At 47.5% G+C, this 24,772-nt stretch carries 22 protein-coding genes; 6 read left to right on the top strand and 16 right to left on the bottom strand.

Annotation, left to right across the window (positions count from 1 at the left end):
* Nucleotides 1–46: 46 nt before the first annotated feature.
* Nucleotides 47–2,086 (top strand): acyltransferase family protein, encoded by a 2,040-nt coding sequence (locus E6W40_RS07865; protein ID WP_136604979.1) that lies wholly within the window; start codon nt 47–49, stop codon nt 2,084–2,086.
* 187 nt (nt 2,087–2,273) lie between these two features.
* Here the strand turns inward: E6W40_RS07865 and E6W40_RS07860 are convergent, their stop codons facing one another.
* The 4 genes from E6W40_RS07860 to E6W40_RS07845 form a co-directional block, all read right to left on the bottom strand.
* Nucleotides 2,274–3,185 carry a D-alanine--D-alanine ligase gene (locus E6W40_RS07860; RefSeq protein ID WP_136604978.1) on the bottom strand — a complete coding sequence of 304 codons (912 nt, stop codon included), beginning with the start codon at nt 3,183–3,185 and terminating at the stop codon, nt 2,274–2,276.
* Between the two features lie 2 nt (nt 3,186–3,187).
* Complete coding sequence (gene pdxR, locus E6W40_RS07855) at nt 3,188–4,636, bottom strand: MocR-like pyridoxine biosynthesis transcription factor PdxR (RefSeq protein ID WP_136604977.1); 1,449 nt, start codon at nt 4,634–4,636, stop codon at nt 3,188–3,190.
* A gap of 153 nt (nt 4,637–4,789) precedes the next feature.
* Nucleotides 4,790–5,248 carry an OsmC family protein gene (locus E6W40_RS07850; protein ID WP_136604976.1) on the bottom strand — a complete coding sequence of 153 codons (459 nt, stop codon included), beginning with the start codon at nt 5,246–5,248 and terminating at the stop codon, nt 4,790–4,792.
* A 22-nt stretch (nt 5,249–5,270) separates the two neighbouring features.
* Nucleotides 5,271–6,191: a radical SAM/SPASM domain-containing protein gene (locus E6W40_RS07845; RefSeq protein ID WP_136604975.1), complete on the bottom strand. Its 921-nt coding sequence runs from the start codon at nt 6,189–6,191 to the stop codon at nt 5,271–5,273.
* A 190-nt stretch (nt 6,192–6,381) separates the two neighbouring features.
* Between E6W40_RS07845 and E6W40_RS07840 the strand changes: the two genes are divergently transcribed.
* From E6W40_RS07840 to E6W40_RS07830, 3 genes are all read left to right on the top strand, one after another.
* The gene (locus E6W40_RS07840) at nt 6,382–7,212 is read left to right on the top strand and encodes a protein-glutamine gamma-glutamyltransferase (protein WP_246072915.1); all 831 of its coding nucleotides are present in this window, start codon (nt 6,382–6,384) and stop codon (nt 7,210–7,212) included.
* Nucleotides 7,213–7,397: 185 nt separating this feature from the next.
* The gene (locus E6W40_RS07835; protein ID WP_136604974.1) at nt 7,398–8,648 is read left to right on the top strand and encodes a methyl-accepting chemotaxis protein; all 1,251 of its coding nucleotides are present in this window, start codon (nt 7,398–7,400) and stop codon (nt 8,646–8,648) included.
* 159 nt (nt 8,649–8,807) lie between these two features.
* Nucleotides 8,808–9,431: a TetR/AcrR family transcriptional regulator gene (locus E6W40_RS07830; protein WP_136604973.1), complete on the top strand. Its 624-nt coding sequence runs from the start codon at nt 8,808–8,810 to the stop codon at nt 9,429–9,431.
* Between the two features lie 93 nt (nt 9,432–9,524).
* On the opposite strand, the gene E6W40_RS07825 is transcribed toward E6W40_RS07830, so the two are convergent.
* From E6W40_RS07825 to E6W40_RS07815, 3 genes are all read right to left on the bottom strand, one after another.
* Nucleotides 9,525–10,271: an SDR family NAD(P)-dependent oxidoreductase gene (locus E6W40_RS07825; protein ID WP_136604972.1), complete on the bottom strand. Its 747-nt coding sequence runs from the start codon at nt 10,269–10,271 to the stop codon at nt 9,525–9,527.
* A 133-nt stretch (nt 10,272–10,404) separates the two neighbouring features.
* Nucleotides 10,405–11,286, bottom strand: a complete 882-nt coding sequence (locus E6W40_RS07820) for a glycosyltransferase family 2 protein (protein WP_168928852.1) — start codon at nt 11,284–11,286, stop codon at nt 10,405–10,407.
* 555 nt (nt 11,287–11,841) lie between these two features.
* Nucleotides 11,842–13,626 (bottom strand): SgrR family transcriptional regulator, encoded by a 1,785-nt coding sequence (locus E6W40_RS07815; RefSeq protein WP_168928851.1) that lies wholly within the window; start codon nt 13,624–13,626, stop codon nt 11,842–11,844.
* Nucleotides 13,627–13,754: 128 nt separating this feature from the next.
* On the opposite strand from E6W40_RS07815, the gene E6W40_RS07810 reads away from it, so the two are divergent.
* Nucleotides 13,755–13,952: a hypothetical protein gene (locus E6W40_RS07810; RefSeq protein WP_136604969.1), complete on the top strand. Its 198-nt coding sequence runs from the start codon at nt 13,755–13,757 to the stop codon at nt 13,950–13,952.
* A 99-nt stretch (nt 13,953–14,051) separates the two neighbouring features.
* Here E6W40_RS07810 and E6W40_RS07805 read toward each other — a convergent pair whose 3' ends face one another.
* From E6W40_RS07805 to E6W40_RS07780, 6 genes are all read right to left on the bottom strand, one after another.
* Complete coding sequence (locus E6W40_RS07805) at nt 14,052–14,732, bottom strand: hypothetical protein (RefSeq protein WP_136604968.1); 681 nt, start codon at nt 14,730–14,732, stop codon at nt 14,052–14,054.
* A gap of 94 nt (nt 14,733–14,826) precedes the next feature.
* Complete coding sequence (locus E6W40_RS07800; RefSeq protein WP_168928850.1) at nt 14,827–16,311, bottom strand: HAMP domain-containing sensor histidine kinase; 1,485 nt, start codon at nt 16,309–16,311, stop codon at nt 14,827–14,829.
* Complete coding sequence (locus E6W40_RS07795; RefSeq protein WP_136604966.1) at nt 16,290–16,985, bottom strand: response regulator transcription factor; 696 nt, start codon at nt 16,983–16,985, stop codon at nt 16,290–16,292. The genes E6W40_RS07800 and E6W40_RS07795 overlap by 22 nt, the downstream gene beginning before the upstream one ends.
* A 22-nt stretch (nt 16,986–17,007) precedes the next feature.
* Nucleotides 17,008–17,778, bottom strand: a complete 771-nt coding sequence (locus E6W40_RS07790; RefSeq protein ID WP_136604965.1) for an ABC transporter permease — start codon at nt 17,776–17,778, stop codon at nt 17,008–17,010.
* Between the two features lie 13 nt (nt 17,779–17,791).
* Nucleotides 17,792–18,694, bottom strand: coding sequence for an ABC transporter permease (locus tag E6W40_RS07785; protein ID WP_168928849.1), 903 nt, complete (start codon nt 18,692–18,694; stop codon nt 17,792–17,794).
* Nucleotides 18,631–19,359: an ABC transporter ATP-binding protein gene (locus E6W40_RS07780; protein WP_136604963.1), complete on the bottom strand. Its 729-nt coding sequence runs from the start codon at nt 19,357–19,359 to the stop codon at nt 18,631–18,633. Before E6W40_RS07780 ends, E6W40_RS07785 begins: the two co-directional genes overlap by 64 nt.
* 206 nt (nt 19,360–19,565) lie before the next feature.
* Between E6W40_RS07780 and E6W40_RS07775 the strand changes: the two genes are divergently transcribed.
* Nucleotides 19,566–20,339: a class I SAM-dependent methyltransferase gene (locus E6W40_RS07775; protein WP_136604962.1), complete on the top strand. Its 774-nt coding sequence runs from the start codon at nt 19,566–19,568 to the stop codon at nt 20,337–20,339.
* An 8-nt stretch (nt 20,340–20,347) separates the two neighbouring features.
* On the opposite strand, the gene E6W40_RS07770 is transcribed toward E6W40_RS07775, so the two are convergent.
* The 3 genes from E6W40_RS07770 to E6W40_RS07760 are packed head-to-tail and all read right to left on the bottom strand — an operon-like array spanning nt 20,348 to nt 24,721.
* A complete protein-coding gene (locus tag E6W40_RS07770) occupies nt 20,348–21,352 on the bottom strand; it encodes a substrate-binding domain-containing protein (RefSeq protein ID WP_136604961.1) in 1,005 nt (334 codons plus the stop codon).
* On the bottom strand, nt 21,318–23,120 hold the full coding sequence (locus E6W40_RS07765; RefSeq protein WP_136604960.1) for a cache domain-containing sensor histidine kinase: 1,803 nt from the start codon (nt 23,118–23,120) through the stop codon (nt 21,318–21,320). The genes E6W40_RS07770 and E6W40_RS07765 overlap by 35 nt, the downstream gene beginning before the upstream one ends.
* Complete coding sequence (locus E6W40_RS07760) at nt 23,120–24,721, bottom strand: helix-turn-helix domain-containing protein (RefSeq protein ID WP_136604959.1); 1,602 nt, start codon at nt 24,719–24,721, stop codon at nt 23,120–23,122. Before E6W40_RS07760 ends, E6W40_RS07765 begins: the two co-directional genes overlap by 1 nt.
* Nucleotides 24,722–24,772: the final 51 nt, after the last annotated feature.

The following is a 24,772-nucleotide window of genomic DNA, read 5'->3' as shown; positions in this document are numbered from 1 at the left end:
GGTTCCTCACCGGGCACAGCCTGTTTCGAAAGCAGGGTTTGTCTATATGTCTAATCAACTTTATAGCCCTAAGCGATATATGCCGGGACTTGATGGTCTGCGGACCTTGGCCGTGTTTTTTGTCGTCTTGTATCATTTGAACGTCAATTGGGCTCCGGGAGGGCTGCTTGGAGTCAGTATCTTTTTTGTATTATCCGGTTACCTGATTACAGATTTGTTAACCGCGGAATGGAGCCGCAACCAATCCATCGACCTCAAGGCGTTTTGGATTCGCCGCTGCAGAAGACTGCTTCCAGCCATGCTGGTCATGATGGCAGCTGTCATGGCTTGGGTCACTCTTTTTAACCCATCATTGATGTCTGTACTGCGAGGAGATGTTATGTCTTCGCTTTTCTATGTCAACAACTGGTATCTTATTTTTCATCAGGTTTCATATTTCGAAAAGTTCGGTCCCATCTCTCCACTGGGCCATATGTGGTCACTGGCAGTGGAGGAGCAATTTTATCTGATCTGGCCGATCCTGCTGCTGCTTGGAATGAAAATGATGAGGCGACGCGGCCCGGTTTTTCTGCTAATTCTCACAGCCGCAGCTCTATCCGCATTATCGATGCTGATGCTGTATAATCCGGACAGTGATCCAAGCCGGGTTTATTACGGAACGGATACACGGGCCTTTTCGCTGTTGATCGGTGCTGCTCTCAGCATCATCTGGCCCAGTCGGAAGCTGCCTGCCCAAACAACCTTCAAAGCGCGGCTTTGTCTTAATGGCATCGGGATCCTGGGTCTGGCATCTGTGTTCATCATGGTATGGAATACGAATGAATATGAATCTTTCCTGTATCCTGGCGGATTTCTGCTTTTGTCGATCATGACCACTCTGATCATTGCATCAGCGGCCCATCCTGCCTGCCTGGTAGGAAAACTGCTGGGGATGAAGCCCCTGAGATGGCTGGGCGTCCGCTCTTACAGCATATACATATGGCATTACCCTGTAATTGTACTTACGACCGGATCCAGTTCAGATCCTTCTGTATGGCGGGCTCTTCTGCAATCAGCGGCCAGTGTTGTCCTAGCTTCCCTTTCCTACAAATACATCGAGGAACTGATCCGCGGCGGATTAATAGGGAGACTATGGGGGAAACTTCGCAAGGGAAATGTAAAGCTATCTCGGGTCCCGCTCAAGGGTTGGCTTACATTCGGTTCGGTACTGGTTCTTGTTGTGGTATCATGTGCCGGCTTTGCGATGCAGACTCCGGTGAACGCTTCGATGCTGCAGCAGGAATCCACATCGGTCTTCGCTCCCGAAACCCCCTCTGTGAAAGAGGGAAATTCAAATAACGCAGCAGCGACTGTCAAGCCTCCACAGATCAAGGAGTTGCCGAAACAAGAAGATTCCCAGTCCCAGTCTGACGGTAAGCCGTCTAGACCTGAATCAAATGCTAGACCATCAGCCGACACCCAAAAAACAACACAGCAAACGGCTAAATCAGATGGATCTGACAAATCACCTCCATCAGTAAAATCCGAAACGCCAAATAAGCCCGATAAACCGGAATCATCTCAGGATTCTTCGGGCAAGAAAACCGATACAACCGATGCTGCCAAATCTGGCAAGAGCTCTGTACCAGTCACCGCTATTGGTGACTCTGTCATGCTGGATGCACAGCCTTTTCTGCACAAACGGATTCCTGAAGCTGTCATCGATGGAAAAATCGGCAGACAAATGACGGAAGCGCCTGAATTGATCTCCCGCTTACGTTCAGAAGGAAAGCTTGGCGACCAGGTCGTCATTGAACTCGGAACAAACGGGCCTTTCAGCAGCAAACAGCTGATGTCACTTCTGGATTCCCTTCAAGATGTACGCAAAGTCGTGCTGGTTAATTCCAGGGTGCCTCGGAGCTGGGAAAGTGTCGTCAATACCTCAATCAAGAAAGCGGCTTCCGCTTATCCCAATGCAGTAATGCTCGACTGGCACGCCGCAAGCAGCGGCAAGTCTTATTTTGAGCCGGACGGTGTCCATTTGAAACCGCAAGGCGGTAAAGCGTTAGCAGACCTGATTGCCCAAGAGTTAGGCTATAATAAATAACTGAATCCGCACTAATATTCGATGGTCAAAAAGAGGACTTCTTCCTTGAAGAGGTCCTCTTTTTTTACTGGTCTTTTCAGCAGGCTAATGATAGTGATTGGGGTTGTTTTATTTGCAGAGTTCAAAAGGAGTTGATCTGGTGATCCAGAGGAGGAGCAGTATGGGGGATATGGGGTACGGGGCATGGTTATACTCTTGTATTCCTTACAGCAAGCGATCCCTCAATAATTGCATCGAGTAGTCCTGCAAAGGTTATGCCCGCCGCCTGCGCGCTCCGCGGAAGCAGACTGGTCTGGGTCATTCCGGGCAGTGTATTCACTTCGAGGATATAAGGCATTCCGTCCTTCAGCATGATATCGATCCGGGCATAAACAGAGCATTTCATGGCGAAGTAGCTTTTTTCAGCTGCTTGCTGAATGCGCTCTGCGGTCTCCCTTTCAAAAGTAACAATCTGTTCTTCGCTTTGCCCCGGTTCATATTTCGACGTATAATCAAAAAATTCCGCGCCAGGCTTAATCGATACAATCGGCAGATGCTCACCGTTCAGAATACTGCAGGTGATCTCCTCACCGCGAATATACTCTTCGACCATAACCTCCTCGCCAAAGGAAAAAGCTGTATTCACTGCTTCAAGCAAGCTCTCTTCATTTCTGACGAGTGTGACTCCAATACTTGATCCGCCTGCATTCGGTTTGACTACCAATGGATATCCGAAGGAAGTTAATCGCCCATCGAGAATATCATCCATGCTGCGCAGTACCGCCCAATCCGGTGTATGGAGGCCCTCGTAACGCAGCAATCTTTTGCTCAGATCCTTATCCATGCATAAACCGCTTGAAAGAAGTGAACATCCTGTATACGGAATTCCCATGGTCTCGAGTGTCCCCTGAATTGTTCCGTCCTCGCCAAAACTGCCGTGAAGCGCGAGCAGCGCGATATCGATTCCTTGTGCCTGTTCCAAGAGATCCTGTTTCCGCTTAATATCAATCGGAATCACTTCATATTTGGCTCGATCCAGATGCGCCATCATTTCCTTGCCTGTCGTCAGCGATACTTCCCGTTCCGATGAGACGCCGCCCATGATTACGCCAACCTTCATTGTTATGCCTCCATTCTCTTTTTGACCGCTCTGCCGATAATTTGAATGCCCCTCAGAAGCTCATCATCACTCACTCGTGAAAAGCCAAGCCGAAGGGTATTAGAACCTCCGTCATCGGTAAAAAACACATCCCCGGCCGTATAAACAACTCCCTGCTCATAGCATTCGCTGAGTATCTCCCTTGCATTGCAATCATCTTCCAGCTCCATAAACAGATGCAGCCCGCCGGATCCGGTCAGTCGCTTGCAGGGAATGTACTCGGTACAGTACTGAACGGCCAGCTCATGCTTGCGTTTGTATTCCGATTTTGCCCTTTTTAGATATTTCTCGAAATTTCCGTTATGAAAATATTGGTACAGCACCGCTTGATCCAGCGTAGATGTGTGAATATTACGGGCACGTTTCACGCTGACCAGTGCATCGATCAGTTCCCGGTCCGCCGCAATCCAGCCGATACGGATACCAGGAAAGAGGATCTTGGAAAAGCTGCCCAAATAAATGATGCTGTTGCCCTCTCCGCCAAACGCAGCCAGTGGAGCCATATGTGAGCCAGAGTACCGCAGTTCCTCATTAAAGCCGTCTTCAATCAACGGAATCCGGTGTTCGGCAAGGAGACGCAGAACTTCGACCCTTTTCTCAGCCGACATGACAATACCGGTCGGATTGTGATACGAAGGAGTAAGATATGCAAGCCCAAACTCCTGCTCTCGCAGCGCCTGCTCAAATTCCTCCAGCCTTACACCGTCCTGATCCATTGCGATCCCGGTAATGTCGTAGCCGTGTAATTTTGAAATTTTAATCGCCGTATGATGTGTAGGATTCTCGCAGAGGATATGTCTTTGCGGCACCTCAAGTGACGACAGGATGATATCGTATGCTTCAGTAAATCCGTTCGTAATTAGAATATCCTTGCCTTCCATATCCACGCCCTTGGCTTCCATATATCCCGTCAAATATTGAATCAGGGGCTTGTAACCTTTGGCATAGCCGTAGTTCAGCAGTATTTCCCCTTCCAGTGACATCCGGTCCAGAAACGCGCGCTTCACGTTGGACAGATCGAACAGCTTCTCATCCGGCGCAATGCTGGCAAAGTTGATCATTCCTTTTTCACCGCGCAAATCACGCTTCATCAGGTCATATTCGTTTGCTTGCTGCGCCGTGGTATTCAGACGTTGCTGCCAATCCATCGACCAGGAAGGGACGGAGGCAATGCCAACACGGGAGACAAAGCTCCCTTTGGAATGGACGGTGTAAATAAATCCTTCCTCTTCAAGCTCTGAATATACCGTCACCAGCGTATTCCGGCTGATACCCAGTGTAGTACTAAGCTCCCGCGTTGATGGAAGCTTCTGATCCACTCTTCCCTTGCCTTTGGTAATCCACTGCTTCAAATATTCTTTAACCTGCACCGTTAACGGCCGGCCCTCAATGATTTTAAAATCGGTGAACATATCGCAATCCCTCCGTATACTATCTTTGCATAAAGACTGGACGGAAGAAAGAGCCACCACAGAGCTATTTGCTGGCAGTCGTGGTTCGGTATGGCAGAATGATAAAAAACCGCACAGCACAAGGCTGTACGGTCTCACTCATCAAATATGGAATCAGGCTTCGCCTTCGCCAGACTTTTCGATGCGCGGCAAGGTAGATAATGCCACGTTCCCGGCAATCGCGCGGGAGATCATGCAGGAGCCTTCTGCCTTTTCCGGCAGCTTACGTGCATGCTCCATATCCTTTTCCGAAGCTTCCGGCTTCAGCCGGATATAAGGTTTATGGGTAATGCTGACATACGTAAAAATATTGTTGGTGACATCCACGATGCCTTCCGACTCCAGCGACAGCTTCTCGACAGGCAGACTGCCCCGCTCCATCATCGCCGCGAGGGTAATCAGATAACAGGTCGCTGCAGCACCCAGGAGCATTTCATCCGGATTCGTGCCGACTCCCGGTCCGCCCATCTCCTTGGGGATGGATATGGCAGTTTTCAGCTGACCGGCTTCAATTCTACCCTCACTGTTCCGTCCTCCGTCCCATTCCGCCTGCAGAATAAACGAATGATTCATCACGCAGCACCTTCCTCGATTGTTATTGTGTCACGGCTTCCGGCTCGGCGGCAAACCCGTTGGCTTTATGATTAAACCGTTTCCGGTATCCGCATTTCCGGCATAGCTCTTCCACCACTTCCCGTCGTGAAAAACCGTCAACGATATTCGCTGCACGCTCGCCTTCAATAATATCCGTAAAAGAATTCTTATGAATATTACCCAAATTGATGACCCCTTCCCCATCCAGACAGCAAGGGATGACGGTGCCATCCACCAGCACGCCGGCCTGGTTGCGGAGTCCATGGCAGAACCCTGGTCCAAAATCCTCTTCCGCATTCAAATCAGGCCATTCAAATTCATGATCCATATTAATGAAGATCCGGTCCGCGATCTTGATTCCTTTGCCGGGCTCGACCATCTCATCGATCCTATAATCCAGGTCAAATTCTTTCTCGACGTACTCCAGCATTTCACGGTTGCGGCTGCGCTCTAGATTCGTTGCATTATTCATATCCAAATTCCATAGACGGAGCGATACGATCAGGTTCGATTGCGCCACTGCTTCCTTAACGAAGTTCAGCACCTTGGCGATGTATAAATCCTTATCCTTAGAGCCTTCATGCCCGTCAAAGCTGTGCAGGGAGAAGTTCATCTGCCGGAGTGCGGGCTTATTCATGAGCTTCGGTCCTGCTTTATGAAGCAGAGTTCCGTTGGACGTAATATTCACTTTAAAACCTTTCTCATGCGCTATGTCCAGCAGCTGGTCAATATGGGGATGGAGCAGCGGCTCACCTTTTACATGAAAATAAATATAGTCTGTATACGGCTTGATCTCATCAAGGGTATGGGTAAATTGTTCTATCGTAATATAGTTGGTAGCCCTGTGTGTTGGCGGGCAAAAGGTGCAGGCCAGATTGCAGCGGCTGGTCAGCTCGACATAAAACTTTTTGAATTTCTTCATTAATGTTTACTCCAGTCTGTTCCTAATAATCGGTAGTGCCTCACAAAATATTATATGAGAACCCTCCACATGGCAACCTTAATTGCTGCCTCCACCCGAATGGACATCCAAAAAATGCGTTCATCTGACATTTCTTAGGCTATGTGAGTCATATGCTCTACTTAGGCTGTGAAAGGAGCGTGAAACCGAAGTGATATTGATCGGTGATCAGGAGGCTGTGCTTGAGGTAGGAACCTGGCCTGCCCTATGGCAAAAAATTTATTTTTCCAAGAAAAACAGTCCTACTACCTACCGTTATGTCTCATTGGCACATCTGAAGTTTGAACTGAGGCTCAGGACGGCTATTGTGGAGGCGGCCAAAGCACTTAAGCGGAGTGGCGTACAGTTCGAAACCTTTGAGCATTCCCATTGTAATGAACAGTATTGGAACCTGAACAACAAAGGCGGATTTGAACTGAGGGAAAACGTAACTCCGGCGGAAGGAATTCGTGATATCTTTGTCAATGGATCACTGTACGGCTTTGAATGCGCAACTGCGATTGTCATTGTCCTGTATAAGGGAGTGCTGGATTCCATTCAGGAGAAGGACTTTAACCGGATGTTCGCCGATTTGCTTCTGTATGACTGGCATTATGACAGTGATTTACGCCTGATTGAAAAACATGGGGCACCGCAGTCGTTTCCGGGTGATGTTCTCTATTTCAAAAATCCGGATGTGAACCCCGCTCAAATTGAATGGCAGGGCGAAAATACCATCAAGCTTGAAGAAGATTTATATTACGGCCACGGAATCGGCATCGTGTCTTCTCAGTCCATTATCTCCAAGCTGAACAGACATCGAATTCCGGGAAGCAGTACCTCGGCATACTTGACCGATCAGGTGATCTATCCTGATTTTCTCTATTTATCCCAGTTTGAAGCAGGTAATGCAGAGGTGAATCCGGATGCATTTCAACAATCATTTATGCAGGAAGGCGGCATTGCTTCACAGATCGGGCGGCGACGTTATTTGTTTGCATGACAGGTATATGTCATTGGGCTGTCGCACGATGCGGCAGCTTTTTTCATATTTATAATGAGGGAATATCGAATCATGTCAAAAGATTCATCTATTTTAGCTTATTTTGTAAACGTTTATAGACCATTTCTCCGGGTCAGTGCTATAATATGGTAGAAATAGTACATATTAAGGAGGCCTATTTTCCTATGTCGTGGTTGAAAAATCTTCCAATGTCCCAAAGGGTCATTGCCGGGTGTTATCTGGTTGCCGCCTTGTTCGCACTACCAGCCCTCATTATTTTCATTCTGATTGGCGAGATCATCATCGGTGTGGTTTTTGTGGTCGTGCTGGCTGCCCTGACTTACCCTCTTGCTCGGTTTGTTGAGAGAACGCTTACATCCTCATTTGAAAGCATCGCAAACGTAACCGCAGGAATTGCCAAAGGCGACTTTACCAATCGTGTGGATGAATCCGGTTCCATGGGGGATGTCAGCCGCTCGTTTAACAGCATGGTAGACAAGCTGAAGAAAATTTTAACCGACGCATCCGGTATTACACGCAAAGTCATTGAAGCAAGCCGCGGCATTGCAGACAAGAACCAGGAACTGAAAACAGTCATGGCATCCGTCGCATCCGCATCCAATGAGCTGGCCATCGGTGCAAATGAAATTTCAGAAGACGTCGCTGGCATGACCGAATCGATCCAGGACATTGAATTAAAGGTAGGCAACTATGCCCACTCCACCAAAGAAATGAAAAAGCAATCGGAATTGACGCTGAGCTTTGTAGAAAAAGGCCGCCAGTCCGTTGATAAACAGGCCGAAGGCATGCGTAAAAACGTGGAAGCCACAGAGAATGTTGCCAAAACCATCGATGCCCTTTCCAAAAACGCTTACGGCATCAACAAAATCACCAAAACCATTTCGGAATTGGCTGAGCAAACCAACTTGCTCTCGCTTAATGCATCCATCGAGGCCGCAAGAGCCGGTGAGCATGGCAGAGGGTTTGCCGTGGTAGCTCAAGAGGTCCGCAAACTCGCTGAAGAATCCACGGCGTCTACCCAGGAAGTATTTGGGTTGGTGAAGAGCATTGAGCTCGGCATCCACCAGGCCATTGAGAATATCCAGGTTAACGAGGAAGTCGTACGCCTGCAAAATGATATGATTCGCGAAGCGGAGCAAATCTTTTCGCATATCGTGGAAAGCGTACAATACATAACCGAGCAGATTAATGCTTTCTCAAACGAAAGTGATCTGATGCTCGAAAGCGCTCAGAAGATTTCTGGCGCCATCCAGAATATTTCGGCTATTACCGAGGAATCCTCCGCCGGAACCGAACAGGTCTCTGCTTCCATGAATGAGCAGATGAAATCCATCGAAGCCGTCGTGGATGAAACCGAAGCCATGAGACAAGCTGTATTCCAGCTTCAGAAAACCATTCAAATCTTTAAATTTTAGGGCGTCGCTTCCCTGTCTGCCATATCTTCAGCCTTTGTCACATTGAACCGTCCTCTAATCCGGTATATGATGGTTAAACATGTATGATGTAGATGAGCCAATATCAGGGCTAACTGATGTGTTCATGCTATACAGCAGGATGTTTGGAGGAATTGAAGAATGACTTCCCATCAACAACGAATAGATCCACGGGTCGTACGGACGCAGCGGCTGCTCAAGAATGCATTGTTTGACCTCTTGGAGGAACGCGGCTATGAACAGGTTACCGTGCAGGATATAGCAGACAGAGCTACTGTCAAACGCGCAACTTTCTATCTGCATTATAATGATAAACAGGATTTGATCCATCAGTGTATCACCGATCTGCTGAATGAGCTGCGTGAGTCGATCAAGAACAAAAATGATGATACGCTACATTTTGATTTCCACAGTGGTAAGGCACATCCTATCTTCATCCGGATGTTTGAGCATGTCAGCGAGAACTTCTGCCAGTATCAGGCCCTGCTTGTCAACAACCGGATACCGGCCTTCACCTCAGGTCTCCTGGATGTGCTGCATAACTTCATCTCCGAGGGAATTAATATGACCGAACCGGATGACTCCAATCTGTCTGCACGCCGGGATGTAGTGATCAAGTACGTGGAGTCGGCATACCTGGAGTTAATCATCTGGTGGGTGGAGAATCAGATGCCTTACCCGGAAAAAGATATGGCCGAGATGCTGATGAATCTCTCCATCATGGGACCTTACCGCGTAAGGCCATATGAAAAGCCGAAGCCATAAAAAAACAGCCCTGACGGATCTTACCGTTCAGGGCTGCTTTTATGATTTATGATTTCATCATGTGGCGAGCTGTTGTTACTTCATTTTAAAATATTACAGGGCTGTCCAGCCGCCATCAATTACCAGCTCTGCACCGGTCATAAAGCGGGATTCATCGGAAGCCAAGAACAATACGCCATAAGCGACATCTTCCGGTTTACCGAAATAAGGGAGCTGCGTGAATGTCTTGTAATATGGCGTTGCATCCTGAAAGCTAGGTGCCGTCATTGGTGTTTCGATAATTCCAGGATGTACCGAGTTCACACGTACGCTTTCCTTCGCGAATTCCACTGCTGCACCTTTTGTTATTGCACGAAGTGCCCCTTTGGCAGCCGTATAAGCACTGGAGCCCGCCATACCAACAATGCCGCCGATTGAGGAAATATTAATGACTGAACCGGATCCGTTCTTTTGCATTTCCGGAATAGCGTATTTCATCCCCAGCATGCAGCCGTTCAAATTGATATCAAGCACCTTGTTCCACTGCTCCATTTCCAGATTGGCAATGGTCATCGTAGTGGATACGCCTGCATTATTGACGAGAATATCAACTTTGCCGAATTGCTTGACCGTATTTTCAACTATCTGCTTCCATTCGGCTTCCGAAGCTACGTTATGTTTAACGCCGATGGCTTCGCCACCGCTGTTTGTAATCTCCTGAATGACCTCGTTCAAAGCATCTTCATTAATATCGGTAGCTACCACCTTTGCCCCTTCACTTGCGAACAATTTGGCTTCAGCGGCCCCCATTCCATTAGCTGCACCGGTAATAATAGCCACTTTCCCTGTTAAACGTCCCATCTCATTCTTCCTCTCTATGATTTATATCATGATTGTTGTAATCGATTACAAGGAAAGTATACACCTATTCGTCTATTTTGTGAAGTATTTTACATCATGTCATTTAAGTCGTTTCAAATTTGTATGCTCATGGTCAAATTTGATACGTCTCCATCATCCATACACTCCATTTCAAATATTGCTCTTGATGCGTCCTCGTAATGCTGTTGACTCGAATGCGGCGGTTATATAAACACCTGTTTAGATAAAAAGAGCTCCCCTGCTGAAGCATCCTCACGATCATCAGCATATCCTCATACAATCGCCCACCGGCAGGATCATCGGTTTTCCATCCGCCCAGTTTCCGCAGTGCTTCTGTCCGAAATATTCTCGGAGCGAGCGGTGCTCCTGTTATCAACAATGATTTGGTATCCAGAGATGCCGGATATCTGTATACCCCACGGAACGAAAGCTTTCCAACGCTCTCCTGCTTCCATTCAGCATGGTTCCCATATAGAAGCAAAGTATCAGACCCGAGAAATGATATTATTTTTGATATTTCCTCTATACAGTTTGGTTCCATCCAGTCATCTGCATCCAGTTCCAGCAACCAAGGAGCATGAGCAAGCTGAAGAGCTGCATTTAATGCCGCTGCCTTCCCCTGATTGCAGGCATGCTTTAAGATATGAATCCGGGCAGGGTCTTCGGACGCGAGCTTCTCCATTACATAGGGTGTGTCATCCGTTGAACCATCATCAATCATAATCAACTCCCAGGATGCTGAGGTTTGGATTCTTACACTTTGGACGGCCCACTGCAAATATTCCGGTTCATTAAACACAGCGAGGACGATCGTAACCGCAGGATCAATTCCTTCCGCCGGAACTTCTATAGAACCCGCTGCAGGGCAGGCAATCGGGGCTAGCTTCCCCCACTCCTTCTCTCTGCGCTGCCAATTCAGGAATTTATATGTGGAGGGAGCCCAATTTGACGTCTCCAGAGATATTCCGGGAAGGGACCTGCTCATTTGATGCATGAGTAACCACTCCAGTAAGCTGTCGGAAGGTAACGCTGCAGATTCAGGAAATTTAATTCCTAATTCCTCCATTATTCGGAGATTCCACAGAACGGGCCCTGCTTCACCAGGCCGAAACCGAGATTGGAATGACATTACCTCCTGAGCAGGAACCAAATGTATCCATGGATAAGGTACCTGTTCCAGTTGAAAAATTGACTCCTCTAAACGTTGTTCAATACCTGGATACAATCGGCTTCCTGATCTAATGGTCATGCAAACCTGACCCAAGGTGAATGGAGTAGTATCGTTAATGATATGACTCTGTCCGGGAGAAACCGTGATTATCCTGAAGGAAGGAAGTAGCTCAGCAATGGAACAGATTGTTGTCTGTTCTTCACTTCCTCCGTCTGCCCCAAGCACGAAAATCATCATCGTTCCATTCCCCTCCGAAATGAATGATAAATAATCCATACATACGCTCTCTGTTCGCCATATATATCCATAGACGTAAATCCAATCATTTCAGCACAAAAAAACCGCCTTTCTCTGGCGGCCTTATCCCCAATATTCAATTTAATCATGCTTTTCAAGCCATACATCTTTAAAATCGATCCAGCCCAGCGCATTCAGACTGATTCCCCGTACAAACGGATGCAAAAACGTATTGAGCTGACGATGGTGCAGAAATATCACCGATGCCTCACTACGAAGATATTGCTCGATCTCCCGTAAAATCATGCGCCTCGTCTCAACCGAATCAGCACTTAACGCGTCATCGATCCTTGCTGTGATCCAGCTCAGCCGCTCTTCATCCAAATACTTCTTCAGTACGCTGCTCCGGTTCTCATAGGTCTCAATTTCACAAACCTCATCCTCGGCCAAGACAATACTTGTTAAGGTGAAATCAGCCTCTACCCATGTTTTATAATTTTGTATTTCCGTTCGAATTCCCCAATCCGCCAGACGTGATTGTATCCACTCCGCATCCTCCTTGTACTTTTCGTACACCGATAGATGCATGACTGTTCCATCATACGCCGCTTCCTTCAGTGCTGCCCTGACGCGTTCGGGACGGATCGGGTTAATGACCCGTGTATGACTCTCATCAGGCCGAAAGCCAAATGCAGGAAGTATGCGGGCTCCGCCCAGTTCAGCAATCATTTCTCCAGGATGGATAATCATCCGGACGGCCCTGCTGAAGGCCTCAGACTGCTGTGGACCCTTCCGGTTCACATTCCAGGACAGCATGGTGCAGGCCTGCCGTAATTTTTCAGAAGTCCCTCTTCCATCTGCATTCGAGTCCTGTTCTTCTTGCCTGAATCGCCCCCAAGTGTGCAATACCGCAGGATAACCAATGGATTCCGGATCACAATCTTCAGGCATAATGACAATTTCAACCCCATCCAAATAAGGACGGCCCTGATGATAATGGGTATGGGCGGCAAGCTCCATGCGATGCTTCGAATAGGACACGACACTGAAAGGTCCGGTACCGACAGGAAGGCTCCAAAAGACACTTTCATCTTGCCCCGCCAATCCGTTAGGAAGGATCGATGCCGCTACAGAGCACATAAATCTGTCGAATATCCGGTTTGGTTTTCGGAGCCGGATGCGCACCACACGCGGTCCCAGGGCTTCAATCTGCTGGACTTCCCGTAAAAGCCACTGATTCTGTGTATCCAGACGCAAGCGTTCAAAAGTGAAAAGTACATCTTTGGATGTGAGTTCCTGACCATGATGGAAACGGACTCCTTTGCGCAGGTAGAAGGTCCACTCGGTTGCATCCTTGTCAGAATTCCAGTGGTGGGCAATTCCAGGGACAATCCGGCCGAGCTGTTCATCGAATGATAATAGACGATCGAAGATTTGCCGCTGCAGATGCGTATCGAACGCATAGTTGGCTTCGGCGGGGTCAAGCGTTCGGGGTGAATGAAGCACCGGAAAGATCAACGTATCGCTTGCAGGCAGTCCTTCCATTCCTTCCTCTTTTTTGTATCCAAAATGTCCGTTCAGCCAGTCGAGAAACTTATCCTTCGCCAAGGTATCCTGTCCATAGCCGCTGAGCAGCTCAAAGGCTTGCTTATATTCACCATTTTTGGCGAGCCCAACGGACAGATCAACCAGGAGATCCTCTTTGGCTTCATTGAATGTAATTTGCGAATAATTCCCTCTTCCCCTGCCTGGAAGCCACTCAATCAGCTTCTCTTCAACAAGCTTTCGCAAGATCAGCTTCGCATTCCGAACGGTACAAAACAGCGCTGAAGACAGATCATCCAAGGTGACTTCAATCGGTCTCCTGCTGTCACTTCCATCGGAAAACCGGTTGTACAGCATGAGATATTGTTCATGTAATAACATGTATCTACCCTCCTTCCATAGCTTTTGCGCGTAAAAGGGGAAAATCATTTTCGCAAGTATACACTTTTTAGACCTTTTTGAATAGCTCATAATTGGAAACAAATAGAGGAAGAAGCGAGGGAGAAACCATGTTAGAGCTATATACGTTTGAAAAGCTGCTTGAGTACGATCAGGCCGATCGCAAAAATGCAGAGAAAATCAAAAGAGAACAAGAAGCACTGCTGATCCATCAATCGAACAAGGAAAATAACATTCATGAAAAATGGTATGAAATACCGCTGAGATTATTCCGCAGATCCTATCGACGCCAAAGATATCGAACCTGATGCAGCCAATATCAAGTATTATATGATCTGATTAATCTTTTTTTTCGCATGATAACAAAGCCAGGATACAAGCATCCTGGCTTTCACTGATAATCATCTTTACTTCGCGTCTTTCAATTCCTTGGCGCCGATCATGAGTCCGGTATCTCCAAGATCTTTTAGATAGATCTCCGAGATGGCCCAATAATCATCGGCACTGCCGCTCCCCTTTTCAATGATCAATGAAGCTTTTCCCGAATCTATAGCCTCACCTGAAGCAATAAGGGGGTAATCGAATGAAATCTGTACTTTGTCAAGCGATAATTGTTTGGTATCCATTTTCGTAACCTTACCCATATGCGGGCTGGAACCGCCTGTAACCCAGAAATTATCTTCGAATTCCTGCTTGGTGCTCTGCTGCATTGCAGGTGTCATAACGGTATACTGCAATGGACCGCTTCTTTTCTGAACCCCGCGTATCCAGGTATTCGCAGCTTCCTCAGGCGTTTCCGCCTGCAGCGCATTTTGGAAGCCGCTTACCTGATGGGATAAGTGGCTGGCTTCGGGTAAAGAAACATAGAGGCTGTTATCTTTATATGTAACTTCCCCTTTTAGCTGCTCCACAATCGCGCGAAGAGAAACCATCGCGGTTCCATTTTCCATTTTCACCTTCAAAAACGTATTCGCAAACTCTGCTTTGTTAATAAAAATTCGGGGACCGGCCGTTACCGCCAAGGCGGAACCCGATAGCAGCACAAATGCGGAGCAAGCAGCAATCATAATCTTGAGTCGTTTTTTCATCGTTCATTCTCCTAACGTTTCGCTGTTATATATTTATAGCTATATTTTAGTAGAATTGGAATCGATGAAGGTTACATGCGGGTTACGTTTTGGTTTAAAAATGCACATCACTCAAGCCGGAAGCATCTGTTCGAATTGTAAAGACCATGCAGGCTCCGCCTTCCTTCCGATTCAGTGCCCGGATGCTTCCTCCATGTTTCTCAGCAATAATTTGTGCCGTGTAAAGTCCAAGACCGGTTTGCCCCTTCTCTCCTCTGTAGAACTTCTCAAACAGATGGGGCATATCCTGATCCTTAAAACCAAGCCCATTATCACAAATTTCGAATCTCAGCGCTGCGGATTGCCTTTGAACCCTTACTCCAAGCCAACCAGCCTCAGAAGGCAGATAGCGGATGCTGTTGGTGATCAAGTTATCCAGAACCTGGCTGACCCGCTGCGCATCCATGTACACCGTCTTCATGGGATTCACCGTTAAAACCTCATATTCAAAGGAATATTCCACCCTGTGGGAATGGCAGATATAACTAACCTCACGCTCTTTATCACGGAGAAAATCCTCCAGAATGACCTCCTCACCTCGGAGTGGAAAATACTCCATATCTTTCTCAGTGGCAATCTGCACATCCTGAATCAGCCGGTTTACCCGCTGAATGTTATCCTCTATGACTTTCAGATGTACTTCGGCCCGGCTGCGTATCATGTCCGGTGTGTCCGTCAGCAGTTCCACATTCCCCTGAATAATCGTCATCGGCGTCCGGAAATCATGTGCAATGGCGTCCATCATATCCCTTCGTTCCTGCTCCAGCTTCCACTCTCTCAGCAAAGAGCTTTTAAGAGCACCACGCATATTTTCAAAGGATTCTGTCAGCATTCCCAGCTCATTATCCGCCTTGTAGCTCACCGTAAAATCGAGATCCTGGTTGCGAATCCGCTGCGAAGCCTCTATGAGCTCATGGACCGGTCTTGCAATCCTTCTGCCGAATTTGGCTGCAAACAAATAAGTGAAAATCGCGATGTACAAAAAAGGCGATATCAAAAAGATCAAAATCATTGCCAGATTGGCCCAGTTAAACCCTGAACCGCTTTTGCCTGATACTTCAAGCTTATATTGGAACAGGATTGCCCCTTTCAAATCCCCTTCTACCGATGTAACAGGTACGATCTTCAGAAAGCGCCCGCCAAAACCTATGGACGATCCCGCGGAAACCGTTTTGTTCAATCCGTTGATTAGGGCCTCCCGGGTTGGTATTTTCTGTTCATGAAGCGTTCCATAAAGCGGCTTTCCATCTACAGTAACGACTTGATACTGAATACCATCCGCCGGTACTCTCTTTTCCAGCTCAGCCCGATTGTCCGGATTTAAGATCAAGGCATGCTGCGAGCGAACATATTGAGCTATTTCGGGAAGCTGGCTTTCATATGTATTGGCAGGCTGTATCCAGCTGCTTTTCGACAGCCACCACATGCCGATACCTATCGTAATGATCGTGCAGACGACACTGAGGAGCATAATCCACACGAAGGTAAGAATCAGCTGTCTTTTGAGGGGCAGACGTTCTATGAATCCGATCTTTCCCATTTGTAGCCAACTCCCCATAATGTGGATATATAGCTGCTGCCGGGATCCTGGCTTGCCAGCTTCGCACGGATTTTCTTGATATGTTCCGTCACCGTACTGGTGTCGCCGCTGGCTTCAAGCCCCCAGATCCGGTCGTAAATTTGTTCTTTGGAAAATACTTGTCCCGGATGCAGCGCCAGCAATTCAATAATATCGAACTCCTTTGCTGTCATCGGAACAACAGATTGATTTACATGCACCTCTCTGCCTTTGAGATCTATCCGCAGGATTCCATAGCGAAGCAGAGAACGCTCACTTGAGCTTTCCCGCACTCTTCGGTTTCCCCGCAGATGCGCCGCTACCCTTGCTTTGAGCTCACGCAGGCTGAAGGGTTTCGTGATATAATCATCCCCGCCAATGGACAAGCCCTGGATGCGATCAGCTTCTGTCTGCCTTGCGCTTACGAACAGGATCGGACAATCCACTTCATCCCGGATCATCTGGCACAGCTCAAAGCCGTTCATTCCCGGCATCATTACATCAAGAATAATAATATCCGGCGCTTGTGATAGCATATCTATTGCTTTTGTCCCGTCTGAAGCGGTACATACCTGATACCCCTCGGCTGTCATAGCCTGTTCCATAAGCGATACGATATCGGCTTCATCGTCAACGATCAATATCTTTTCCTGCATATTCAACTCTCCTGCTGTAGGTTTATCTCACCCAGTTTCTTCGGCTCCACCACAACATTGTAAAGGCAAAACCAAGAGTGACACAAACAAAAACCGGTAAAAGAAAGGCATGCGTATAACTTCCGGCCATCCATTCAAAGATCGTGGATATACCAAACAGCAAGAAGCTGAACGTATTTGAAACATACATCGAACCCACCGCCACCCCTACCCAGCCGAGATAACAAATGATCGGGCTTGGCAGCAGAGTGCAAATTAATCCCGTCACGCTTAATTGCGCAAGCAAAATCAGCATGAAGAGCCCGTATGATTGCAGGCAGTACATGAATGCTCCGGTAGGATCGTATGAACGGTCAGGATTTAAAAATACAACCGTGTCCACACTGGGCTTAAGCAAATGTCCAAATACTTCCCCGATTCCAAAGGTTACAACCAGAAATATTCCCATAATCACAGCCAGATTAATCCACTTTGCGGCAAACATTCTCATGATCGAAATAGGCCGGATCAGAACAAGCCTCAGCTGGCCGCTGTGATATTCCCCGTTGAAGCTGTCGATCATCAGAATAGGGCCAATAATGAGCACCAGAAAAAAAGATACTTCTTTTAACAAAAACAATGAAAAATTTTGTGCCGTCAGCGGCACAGTCGAGACATTATCAAATGCCCCCAGACGTTGCATTCCCAAAAACAAGCAGTCAAGCAAAACAATACATACAAAGATCAGCAGGCTGACAAAGGTTTTTTTGCGTTTCCACATGCGCTGCCAGTCGCTTTGCATAAGCTGAAGCATCTCATTTTCCTCCTTATATCCAGCGGTCCGATTTGGTGAAAATCAGACGGGCGGCTGCCATAAAAACTGCTGCATAGACGACAAGGATGCATATCATCCATAGGCCCAGATGCAAGTCTTGCAGAGCTTTTGCGTTTGACAGCATAACGGCGATACCGCTGAATTGTATCTCTGTAAGAGACAGATATTTAAGAACACCCGGCAGACCCAGTCCAAGTACGCGGTTGGACATCTCATATATCAATGGAAATGCCAATGAGCAGAGTAAATAGCCCATGCCCAGGCCAATGGCCGCTGTCGAAGAACGCGATATGACCCCAATGGCAATGAATACCGAGGCTGTACCCATTACAGTGGTGTATGCCATGCCGTAATAACGGAGTGTGTACAGGATCATGTCTCCACTGGGTACGGTATGATCGTAGTAAAACAAAATCTGCTGGGGTGAAGATTTGAAGAATGTGTATCCTGCCATAACAGCGAAGAGTAAATAAATGATGAAAAACAGGGCCATCAAAAGTGCGAACGCAATCCATTTTGCCCAAAACAGCTGTGTGCTGCTATATGACCGTAACATGATCATACGAAGTTGTCCCGAGCGGTATTCTTCCGTAAATGACAAGGTCAGAAGCACCAGCACCAGCACATTAAACACGACGATTAATTGTTCGATCATAGCCATAACCGGAAAATTCTCCGCGGTTGTATGCTCAGGGCCTCCTGGTGGCATCACCAAATTATGTCCGATGTAATATTTGGATGTCGCAAGGATAATAAAAGGTATTGCGATCAGAAAAACCCAGGCAATCTTCCGCTTCCATAAGCGTTCCCATTCACTGTGCAGCAAGGCTATCATGAGGTCATCATCTCCACAAAATGATCCTCCAGGCTGCGGCTGCCGGCCATTAGCTGCCACTGCTCCTGCGTCCCCTGCCATACAAGTCTGCCTTCTTTGATGATGACAAACCGGCTGCATATCCGCTGAAGTTCATCAAGTAAATGGCTGGATACGAAAAAGGTTATGCCATGCCTCTCATTCAACTCCAGAATCAGATTCCGCAGCTCGCGAATCCCCATGGGATCTAGTCCATTGGCTGGTTCATCCAGAATGATGAGCTTGGGATCACCGAGAAGTGCCTGGGCAATACCAAGGCGCTGCTTCATTCCAAGCGAGTAGGTTTTGACCTTATCCTTGCCGCGTCCTTCAAGTCCAACTATTCGCAATACCTCATCCACGCGCGGGGCACGCTTTTCTTTTGAAATGTTGGGATGCAGTTTTACCAGATTGAGCAGGTTCTCTCTCCCGGACATATATGGAAAAAAGATCGGAGATTCCACAATCGCGCCTACCTGCCCGAGCGCCTTCATCCGGTCCCGCTGCACATCAAAGCCTTCAATTCTTATTTTTCCTTCTTCGGGTCTAATCAAGCCTGTAATCATTCGGATCAGCGTTGTCTTTCCCGCTCCGTTGGGGCCGACAAAGCCGCATACATCCCCCTGCATAATATCGAAGGACATGTCGCCAACAAGCGTCCGCCGTCCGGCTTTTTTGGTAATCTGTTCAATTTCCAGTACTTTCATGTTCAATCCCCTCCTGCGATTTATATTAGAGGGCAATTCTAAAGAATTTATAACGTCCGGAAATTTATATTACTTGTTCATAAAGCTCCGGTAGCGTTTCACAAAAGTATAGCTAATCTCTCTATGGATCATCTATAATACGGATAAGACATCTCATTTGACAAAACTATGTTTCATTATATGAAACCTGAAAAGGGGATTATATTATGCCAATGAACTTTCATGATCCAAGCAACCGTACCTCTTACACGACACGGACTGCGGATGCATCCTGGCTGGAGCTCATATCAAAACATTTGAATTTAAAAGGTAAACAAGCTGTGGATATTGGCTGTGGAGGAGGAATTTATACACGCGCTTTGCTGACACTTGGGGCTGGGCATGTCACAGGGGTGGATTATTCAGCTGAAATGCTGAATGGAGCAAAAAATAATCTCACGAGTACGGACGCGGTGTCCTGGATTCAGGGAAACGCATACCAGACCTCTCTTCCTTCCGGGCAATACGATGCCGTGCTGGAAAGAGCGCTGATTCACCACCTGAACAATTTGCCCGCATGCTTTGCCGAAGCGCACCGGATTTTAAAACCTGGTGGAACGCTCATCATACAGGACCGAACACCAGAGGATTGCCTGCTGCCCGGTTCATCAACCCATATCCGCGGTTTCTTTTCCGAAAAATACCCTCGCCTTGCTGAAATTGAGATTTCCAGAAGACATCCCTCGGAGGAAGTAATAAAAGCGCTGCAGATCAGCGGATTTCATGATATTCAGGAACTAAAGCTGGAAGAGTTAAGGGCTGTTTACGATCACTCTGAGGCTTTATTCGAGGATCTGCGCCGCCGAACGGGACGCTCGATTTTGCATGAATGTTCGGATATCGAGCTGGAGGAGCTTATATCGTATATATCAGACAAAATAGTAGGATCCAGCCCGATTGTCGAGAAGGATCCATGGACCATCTGGCTTGCGAAGGCTTGATATAGAGCTTATTTTTCAGGCAGCTCATCTTCAAACGGAAACAACAGCTTCTGATTTTCATTGGTATACATGTTGTATTTGGTAATGACTTTGGAACCGGTATCTACCATTTTCTCGACCTTTTGCCCTTTAATAACGCTGATGGCTGTTTTGACTGCCAAATATCCCATATTAAAAGGACGCTGGATCACCGTTGCCTGGATTACGTTCCGGTCGATCAGCCTGATCTCGCTGTTGGAATTATCGAAGCCGATCAGGCTGACCTTCGATTGAAGCCCCAAATTCAGTATCGCCTTTCCGGCACCGACCGTTGAAGGCTCATTCAGCGCGACAATGCCGCTAATATCCGGCTCTTTCATCAGCAGCTCGCGGGTTAATTCATATGACTTTTGAACCTGACCCTCACTGAAAATCGTATGACTGATATTGGAATACCCGCTTGCTCCAAGCTCGTCTCTGACGCCCTTTTCCCGGTCGAGAGAGGTTCCCGTTCCCTGAATATAGCTGACTATAGCAATTTTCTCAGCCGGCTTCACATGTTCCTTGAGCAATCGTGCAGAAATCCTCCCTGCTTCATAATTGTCTGTAGCAATGAAGCTGTTGGAAAGATCAACCTCCACATTGGAGTCGACCATAATCAGAGGGATTCCCGCTTCACGGATTTGCTGCACTGCCGGGATAAGTTTGATATAATCACTGGCAGCCAGCATGATCGCATCGGGTTTGCTTCTGATGGCTTCCTCCACGATATCGATTTGCTCTTCTACATCAAGCTCGGTTTCCGTGCCCATCATTTTGATGTCTGCACCGAATTCCTTAGCGGCCATCGTAACTCCCTGCTGCATCACCACCCAGAATTCAATGCTGGGATCAATGGTTTTCGGGATATAAATGATGAAAGGCTTTTTAGGATGAAGGGTATGGGACATTGTCCGATAACCACTCCAGCCAACAGCCAGCAGTCCGGTCAGAAGCAGGCTAATCAACGTCCATTTTACCGTTTTTCCCATCATCCTTCACCTCTCCTTCCATATATGGGATACGCAGAGTTACAATCGTTCCTTCCTCACGTTCACTCTCATAGTGCAAACCATAATCTTGTCCAAAATAAAGCTGAATCCGATGATTGACATTGGCTATGCCTACGCCTGTCCCCCCGCTGACTCCAGGCTTATCCATTAAAATGGTACGCAGCTTCTCCGGGTCCATGCCTTCACCATCATCCGCAATGGTGAGCAGAATGGAATCAGCTTCCCTCCACCCATGAATTTGAATATGTCCTTGATCGGGGTTTGGCTTGATTCCATGGTATATCGCATTCTCCACAATCGGCTGCAGGACAAGCTTTAAAATCGGAGCCGCAAGAATACTGTCCTCCACATCGATGGAGTAGGTGAATTTCTTTCTGTATCGCCTGCTCTGAATCGTCAGATAGCTGCGAATATGATCCAGTTCAACCGAAACCGGCACGAGCTCTTCCCCTTTGCTGATGCTTGATCGCAGCAATCTTGAGAGGGCTGTCGTCATTTCAACTACATCATCCACTTTTCCGGATTCCGCCATCCAGATAATCGAATCGAGCGTATTATAGAGAAAATGAGGCTGAATTTGCGACTGCAATGCCTTCAGCTCACTGCGTCTTTTCATCTCCTGTTCCTGCACAATCTGGTTCATCAGCTCTTTGATACGGGAAATCATCAGATTAAAGGTACGCGCAAGTTTACCGATTTCATGGGTACCTTCGATATCAACACGGACATCAAAATTGCCGCGCTCCGCTTTTTTCATATGCATTTCCAAATTTTTTAACGGCTTGGTCAAAGCATAGGACAATATGATGGAGATAGTTAACCCGACAATCAGGCATAAAACGCCCCATAATGCAGCAGATGTCTGCATCTGATGTTTATTCTCAATCAGCTCGTCGGGATAAGTGACTGCAACGATTTTCCAGCCAAAGGATGTGGTAGCTACGGTATACATTTTACTGTCTTCAGCTTTTCCCAGCTTGATGCTGCCCTCACGCATATCCAGCACCGTTTGCATCTGCTCCGATTTGAGCTCTGAATGAATAAGCTGCTGCTGCGGATGATAAACCAGATCACAGGATGGAGATACAATGAATACATATCCACGCTGACCAAGCTCAATCTGCCTGCACAGATCATTGATGACATTATAATTTAGATCAACGAGCAGCACGCCTTCCTGGGAACGGTCGCTCTCCGGAAGCTTACGGCTGATGGATACCACCCACCGGTATTGGTCCTCAAATATATGCTGCACATGCGACGGGGATACAACCTCTTCCGAAGACGTCAGCGCGAGCCGGTACCAATCCTGCTGTGTCCATTCCGATTTGGATTTCATGATGGCATGGGACTGGTCCGAGACAAAATCTCCTGATTTGTTTACATACAGAATAGAAGCAATATCCTTCCTGGACTGAACCACGGACCGCAAATACTGACTCGCCCCCCGTTTCAATGACTCATCCGACTCTCTATCCGCCTGGGTAGCATCCACAAACCGCATCACATCACGACTGGATATAACCAGTGAAGCGATGCTCTCCATGTTCCCGATATAAGTCTGAATGTTAATCTTGACCTGCTCGACCAGCTGGGATGTCTTCTGAATTGAGCTGCTTGTCACGGCGCTCGAAGATAAACGATACGATGAAAAACTCAAAATAGCAGTTGTACACACGATCAGACAGGAAAAAGCGATCGCAATATTCATATGGATGCTGCGGCGGCTGAACAGGTTCATCAGTCTCATCAACGGATGCTCTCCTGCTGCTGCCGGAATTCTTTTGGTGTTTTGCCTGTATTCCGTTTGAAGAGGACGCTGAAGTACTGAGGATCGCTATAGCCTGCCTTTTCGGCAATTTCATAGCTTTTCATACGTGTTGTGCTAAGCAGCTCTTTAGCTTTTTCCATCCGGATTCTCGTCACATATTCCACAAAGGTCATGCTCGTATGCTGCTTGAAGAGAGCGCTGAAATAGCTGGCGCTCATAAACAGATGACTGCAGACCTGCTGCAGTGATAAACCTTCATCCTGATAATTGGCCCGGATATATGCTTCTGCCGTATCCATCTGAGAGCGGATATGGCAAGAGCGGTGTTCCGTCAAGCTGATCAATATATCGCGGCCGATGCCTTCGATCCAGGACTTGGCTTCATCCAGTGTGTGGAAGGAACCCACCTTGGAAAAGGCTTCCGCTGGAATCAGACTGGAATTGCCAAGCCCCGTTTCTTCAGCATGCTTCATCATCGCAATCAAAATTTGATACAGAATGCTGTGACATCGTTCTACTGATACACCACTGGTTTTGAGCTCTTGGAACCAGCCCTGAAAGACGCTGGAAACCTGGCTCATTTTGCCTGTTTTCAGTGAACTGATGAGCTGCTGCTCCCAATCGGCCGTGTACGCGGGAACGGTGTGCCCGTATTCCACATCCTGTATGGATATGACTCTTCCTTCTCCCAGTAAAAACGTGTAATCAAGTGATGAGAGCGCTTCCTGATATGAAGATGAAATTTCCTCCAGCGATTCACTTTTCCTGCCAATTCCAATCGAAGAAGGGAGTCTGATGTATTTATCCAGAGTGCTTCTCACCTGATCCGCCACCCGCTGCGCTTTGAGTTCCAGATGCTCCCTGGTCCCTTGAAGAATGACGGCCAGACGGTCATCCCTTGTCCGAAAGGCAATGCCGATTCCGTCCTGCTCCAGTTGTTCCTGGACAATGTTATACGCTGCAAACTGCAGCAGCTCCTGCTCATCCCGCAGCTCACGCTTTCCCCTCGCCTGACCCATATCGATGACTAATGCGATATATGCCGGTCCGCTCAGACGGATTTGGAAATAATCAAGCTTCCGTTGCAGCATCTCTCTGCTGATGCGCGTGAATACCAGCCTTTCCATAAAACGTTCACGCAGGAGGGGAAGACTCTCGTTCAGCTGAATACGCAGCTGGCTTAAATTACGCCGCTGTTCACGTTCCGCGTCCAGTTCATTTTTCATCTGAAGCATAAGTGAAGTGAATTCACGGGCATTAATCGGCTTGAGAAGATATTCCTGCACCCGGTAAGTAATCGCCTGCTTCGCATATTCAAAATCTTCATAGCCGGTAATAATGACGACCTTCATGTCCCGGTACTGCTCACTGACTATACGAGCCAGTTCAAGCCCATCCATAAATGCCATACATATATCGGTGACGATCAAGTCCGGATGCTCGCAATCTATGGCATCCAAAGCGTCACGACCGTTGTCGTATTCGCCGATCAGCTCGAAGCCGCAGTCCTTCCAGGAGATTTTATTTCGGATTCCTTCGCGTACTTCATCTTCATCATCGATCAGTATTACCTTGTACACATGCGCTCCCCCTCAGTTCAGACATACAGCAGCAGACATGCAGTAAGTGTA

Source organism: Paenibacillus dokdonensis, assembly GCF_004916975.1.
GTDB lineage: Bacteria > Bacillota > Bacilli > Paenibacillales > Paenibacillaceae > Paenibacillus_AQ > Paenibacillus_AQ dokdonensis.
Note: the sequence above shows the minus strand (reverse complement) of the source record. Positions and strands in the feature narration are given on the sequence as shown.

Excerpts from the sequence above, each read along its gene's own strand:
- E6W40_RS07845 (WP_136604975.1), bottom strand. The coding sequence starts at position 6,191 with ATGAAGAAATTCAAAAAGTTTTATGTCGAGCTGACCAGCCGCTGCAAT.
- E6W40_RS07830 (WP_136604973.1), top strand. The coding sequence starts at position 8,808 with ATGACTTCCCATCAACAACGAATAGATCCACGGGTCGTACGGACGCAG.
- pdxR (WP_136604977.1), bottom strand. The coding sequence starts at position 4,636 with ATGTTCACCGATTTTAAAATCATTGAGGGCCGGCCGTTAACGGTGCAG.
- E6W40_RS07790 (WP_136604965.1), bottom strand. The coding sequence starts at position 17,778 with ATGCTTCAGCTTATGCAAAGCGACTGGCAGCGCATGTGGAAACGCAAA.
- E6W40_RS07775 (WP_136604962.1), top strand. The coding sequence starts at position 19,566 with ATGCCAATGAACTTTCATGATCCAAGCAACCGTACCTCTTACACGACA.
- E6W40_RS07810 (WP_136604969.1), top strand. The coding sequence starts at position 13,755 with ATGTTAGAGCTATATACGTTTGAAAAGCTGCTTGAGTACGATCAGGCC.
- E6W40_RS07825 (WP_136604972.1), bottom strand. The coding sequence starts at position 10,271 with ATGGGACGTTTAACAGGGAAAGTGGCTATTATTACCGGTGCAGCTAAT.
- E6W40_RS07780 (WP_136604963.1), bottom strand. The coding sequence starts at position 19,359 with ATGAAAGTACTGGAAATTGAACAGATTACCAAAAAAGCCGGACGGCGG.
- E6W40_RS07795 (WP_136604966.1), bottom strand. The coding sequence starts at position 16,985 with ATGCAGGAAAAGATATTGATCGTTGACGATGAAGCCGATATCGTATCG.
- E6W40_RS07820 (WP_168928852.1), bottom strand. The coding sequence starts at position 11,286 with ATGCATCAAATGAGCAGGTCCCTTCCCGGAATATCTCTGGAGACGTCA.
- E6W40_RS07800 (WP_168928850.1), bottom strand. The coding sequence starts at position 16,311 with ATGGGAAAGATCGGATTCATAGAACGTCTGCCCCTCAAAAGACAGCTG.
- E6W40_RS07815 (WP_168928851.1), bottom strand. The coding sequence starts at position 13,626 with ATGTTATTACATGAACAATATCTCATGCTGTACAACCGGTTTTCCGAT.
- E6W40_RS07835 (WP_136604974.1), top strand. The coding sequence starts at position 7,398 with ATGTCGTGGTTGAAAAATCTTCCAATGTCCCAAAGGGTCATTGCCGGG.
- E6W40_RS07765 (WP_136604960.1), bottom strand. The coding sequence starts at position 23,120 with ATGAGACTGATGAACCTGTTCAGCCGCCGCAGCATCCATATGAATATT.
- E6W40_RS07805 (WP_136604968.1), bottom strand. The coding sequence starts at position 14,732 with ATGAAAAAACGACTCAAGATTATGATTGCTGCTTGCTCCGCATTTGTG.
- E6W40_RS07850 (WP_136604976.1), bottom strand. The coding sequence starts at position 5,248 with ATGAATCATTCGTTTATTCTGCAGGCGGAATGGGACGGAGGACGGAAC.
- E6W40_RS07865 (WP_136604979.1), top strand. The coding sequence starts at position 47 with ATGTCTAATCAACTTTATAGCCCTAAGCGATATATGCCGGGACTTGAT.
- E6W40_RS07770 (WP_136604961.1), bottom strand. The coding sequence starts at position 21,352 with ATGATGGGAAAAACGGTAAAATGGACGTTGATTAGCCTGCTTCTGACC.
- E6W40_RS07860 (WP_136604978.1), bottom strand. The coding sequence starts at position 3,185 with ATGAAGGTTGGCGTAATCATGGGCGGCGTCTCATCGGAACGGGAAGTA.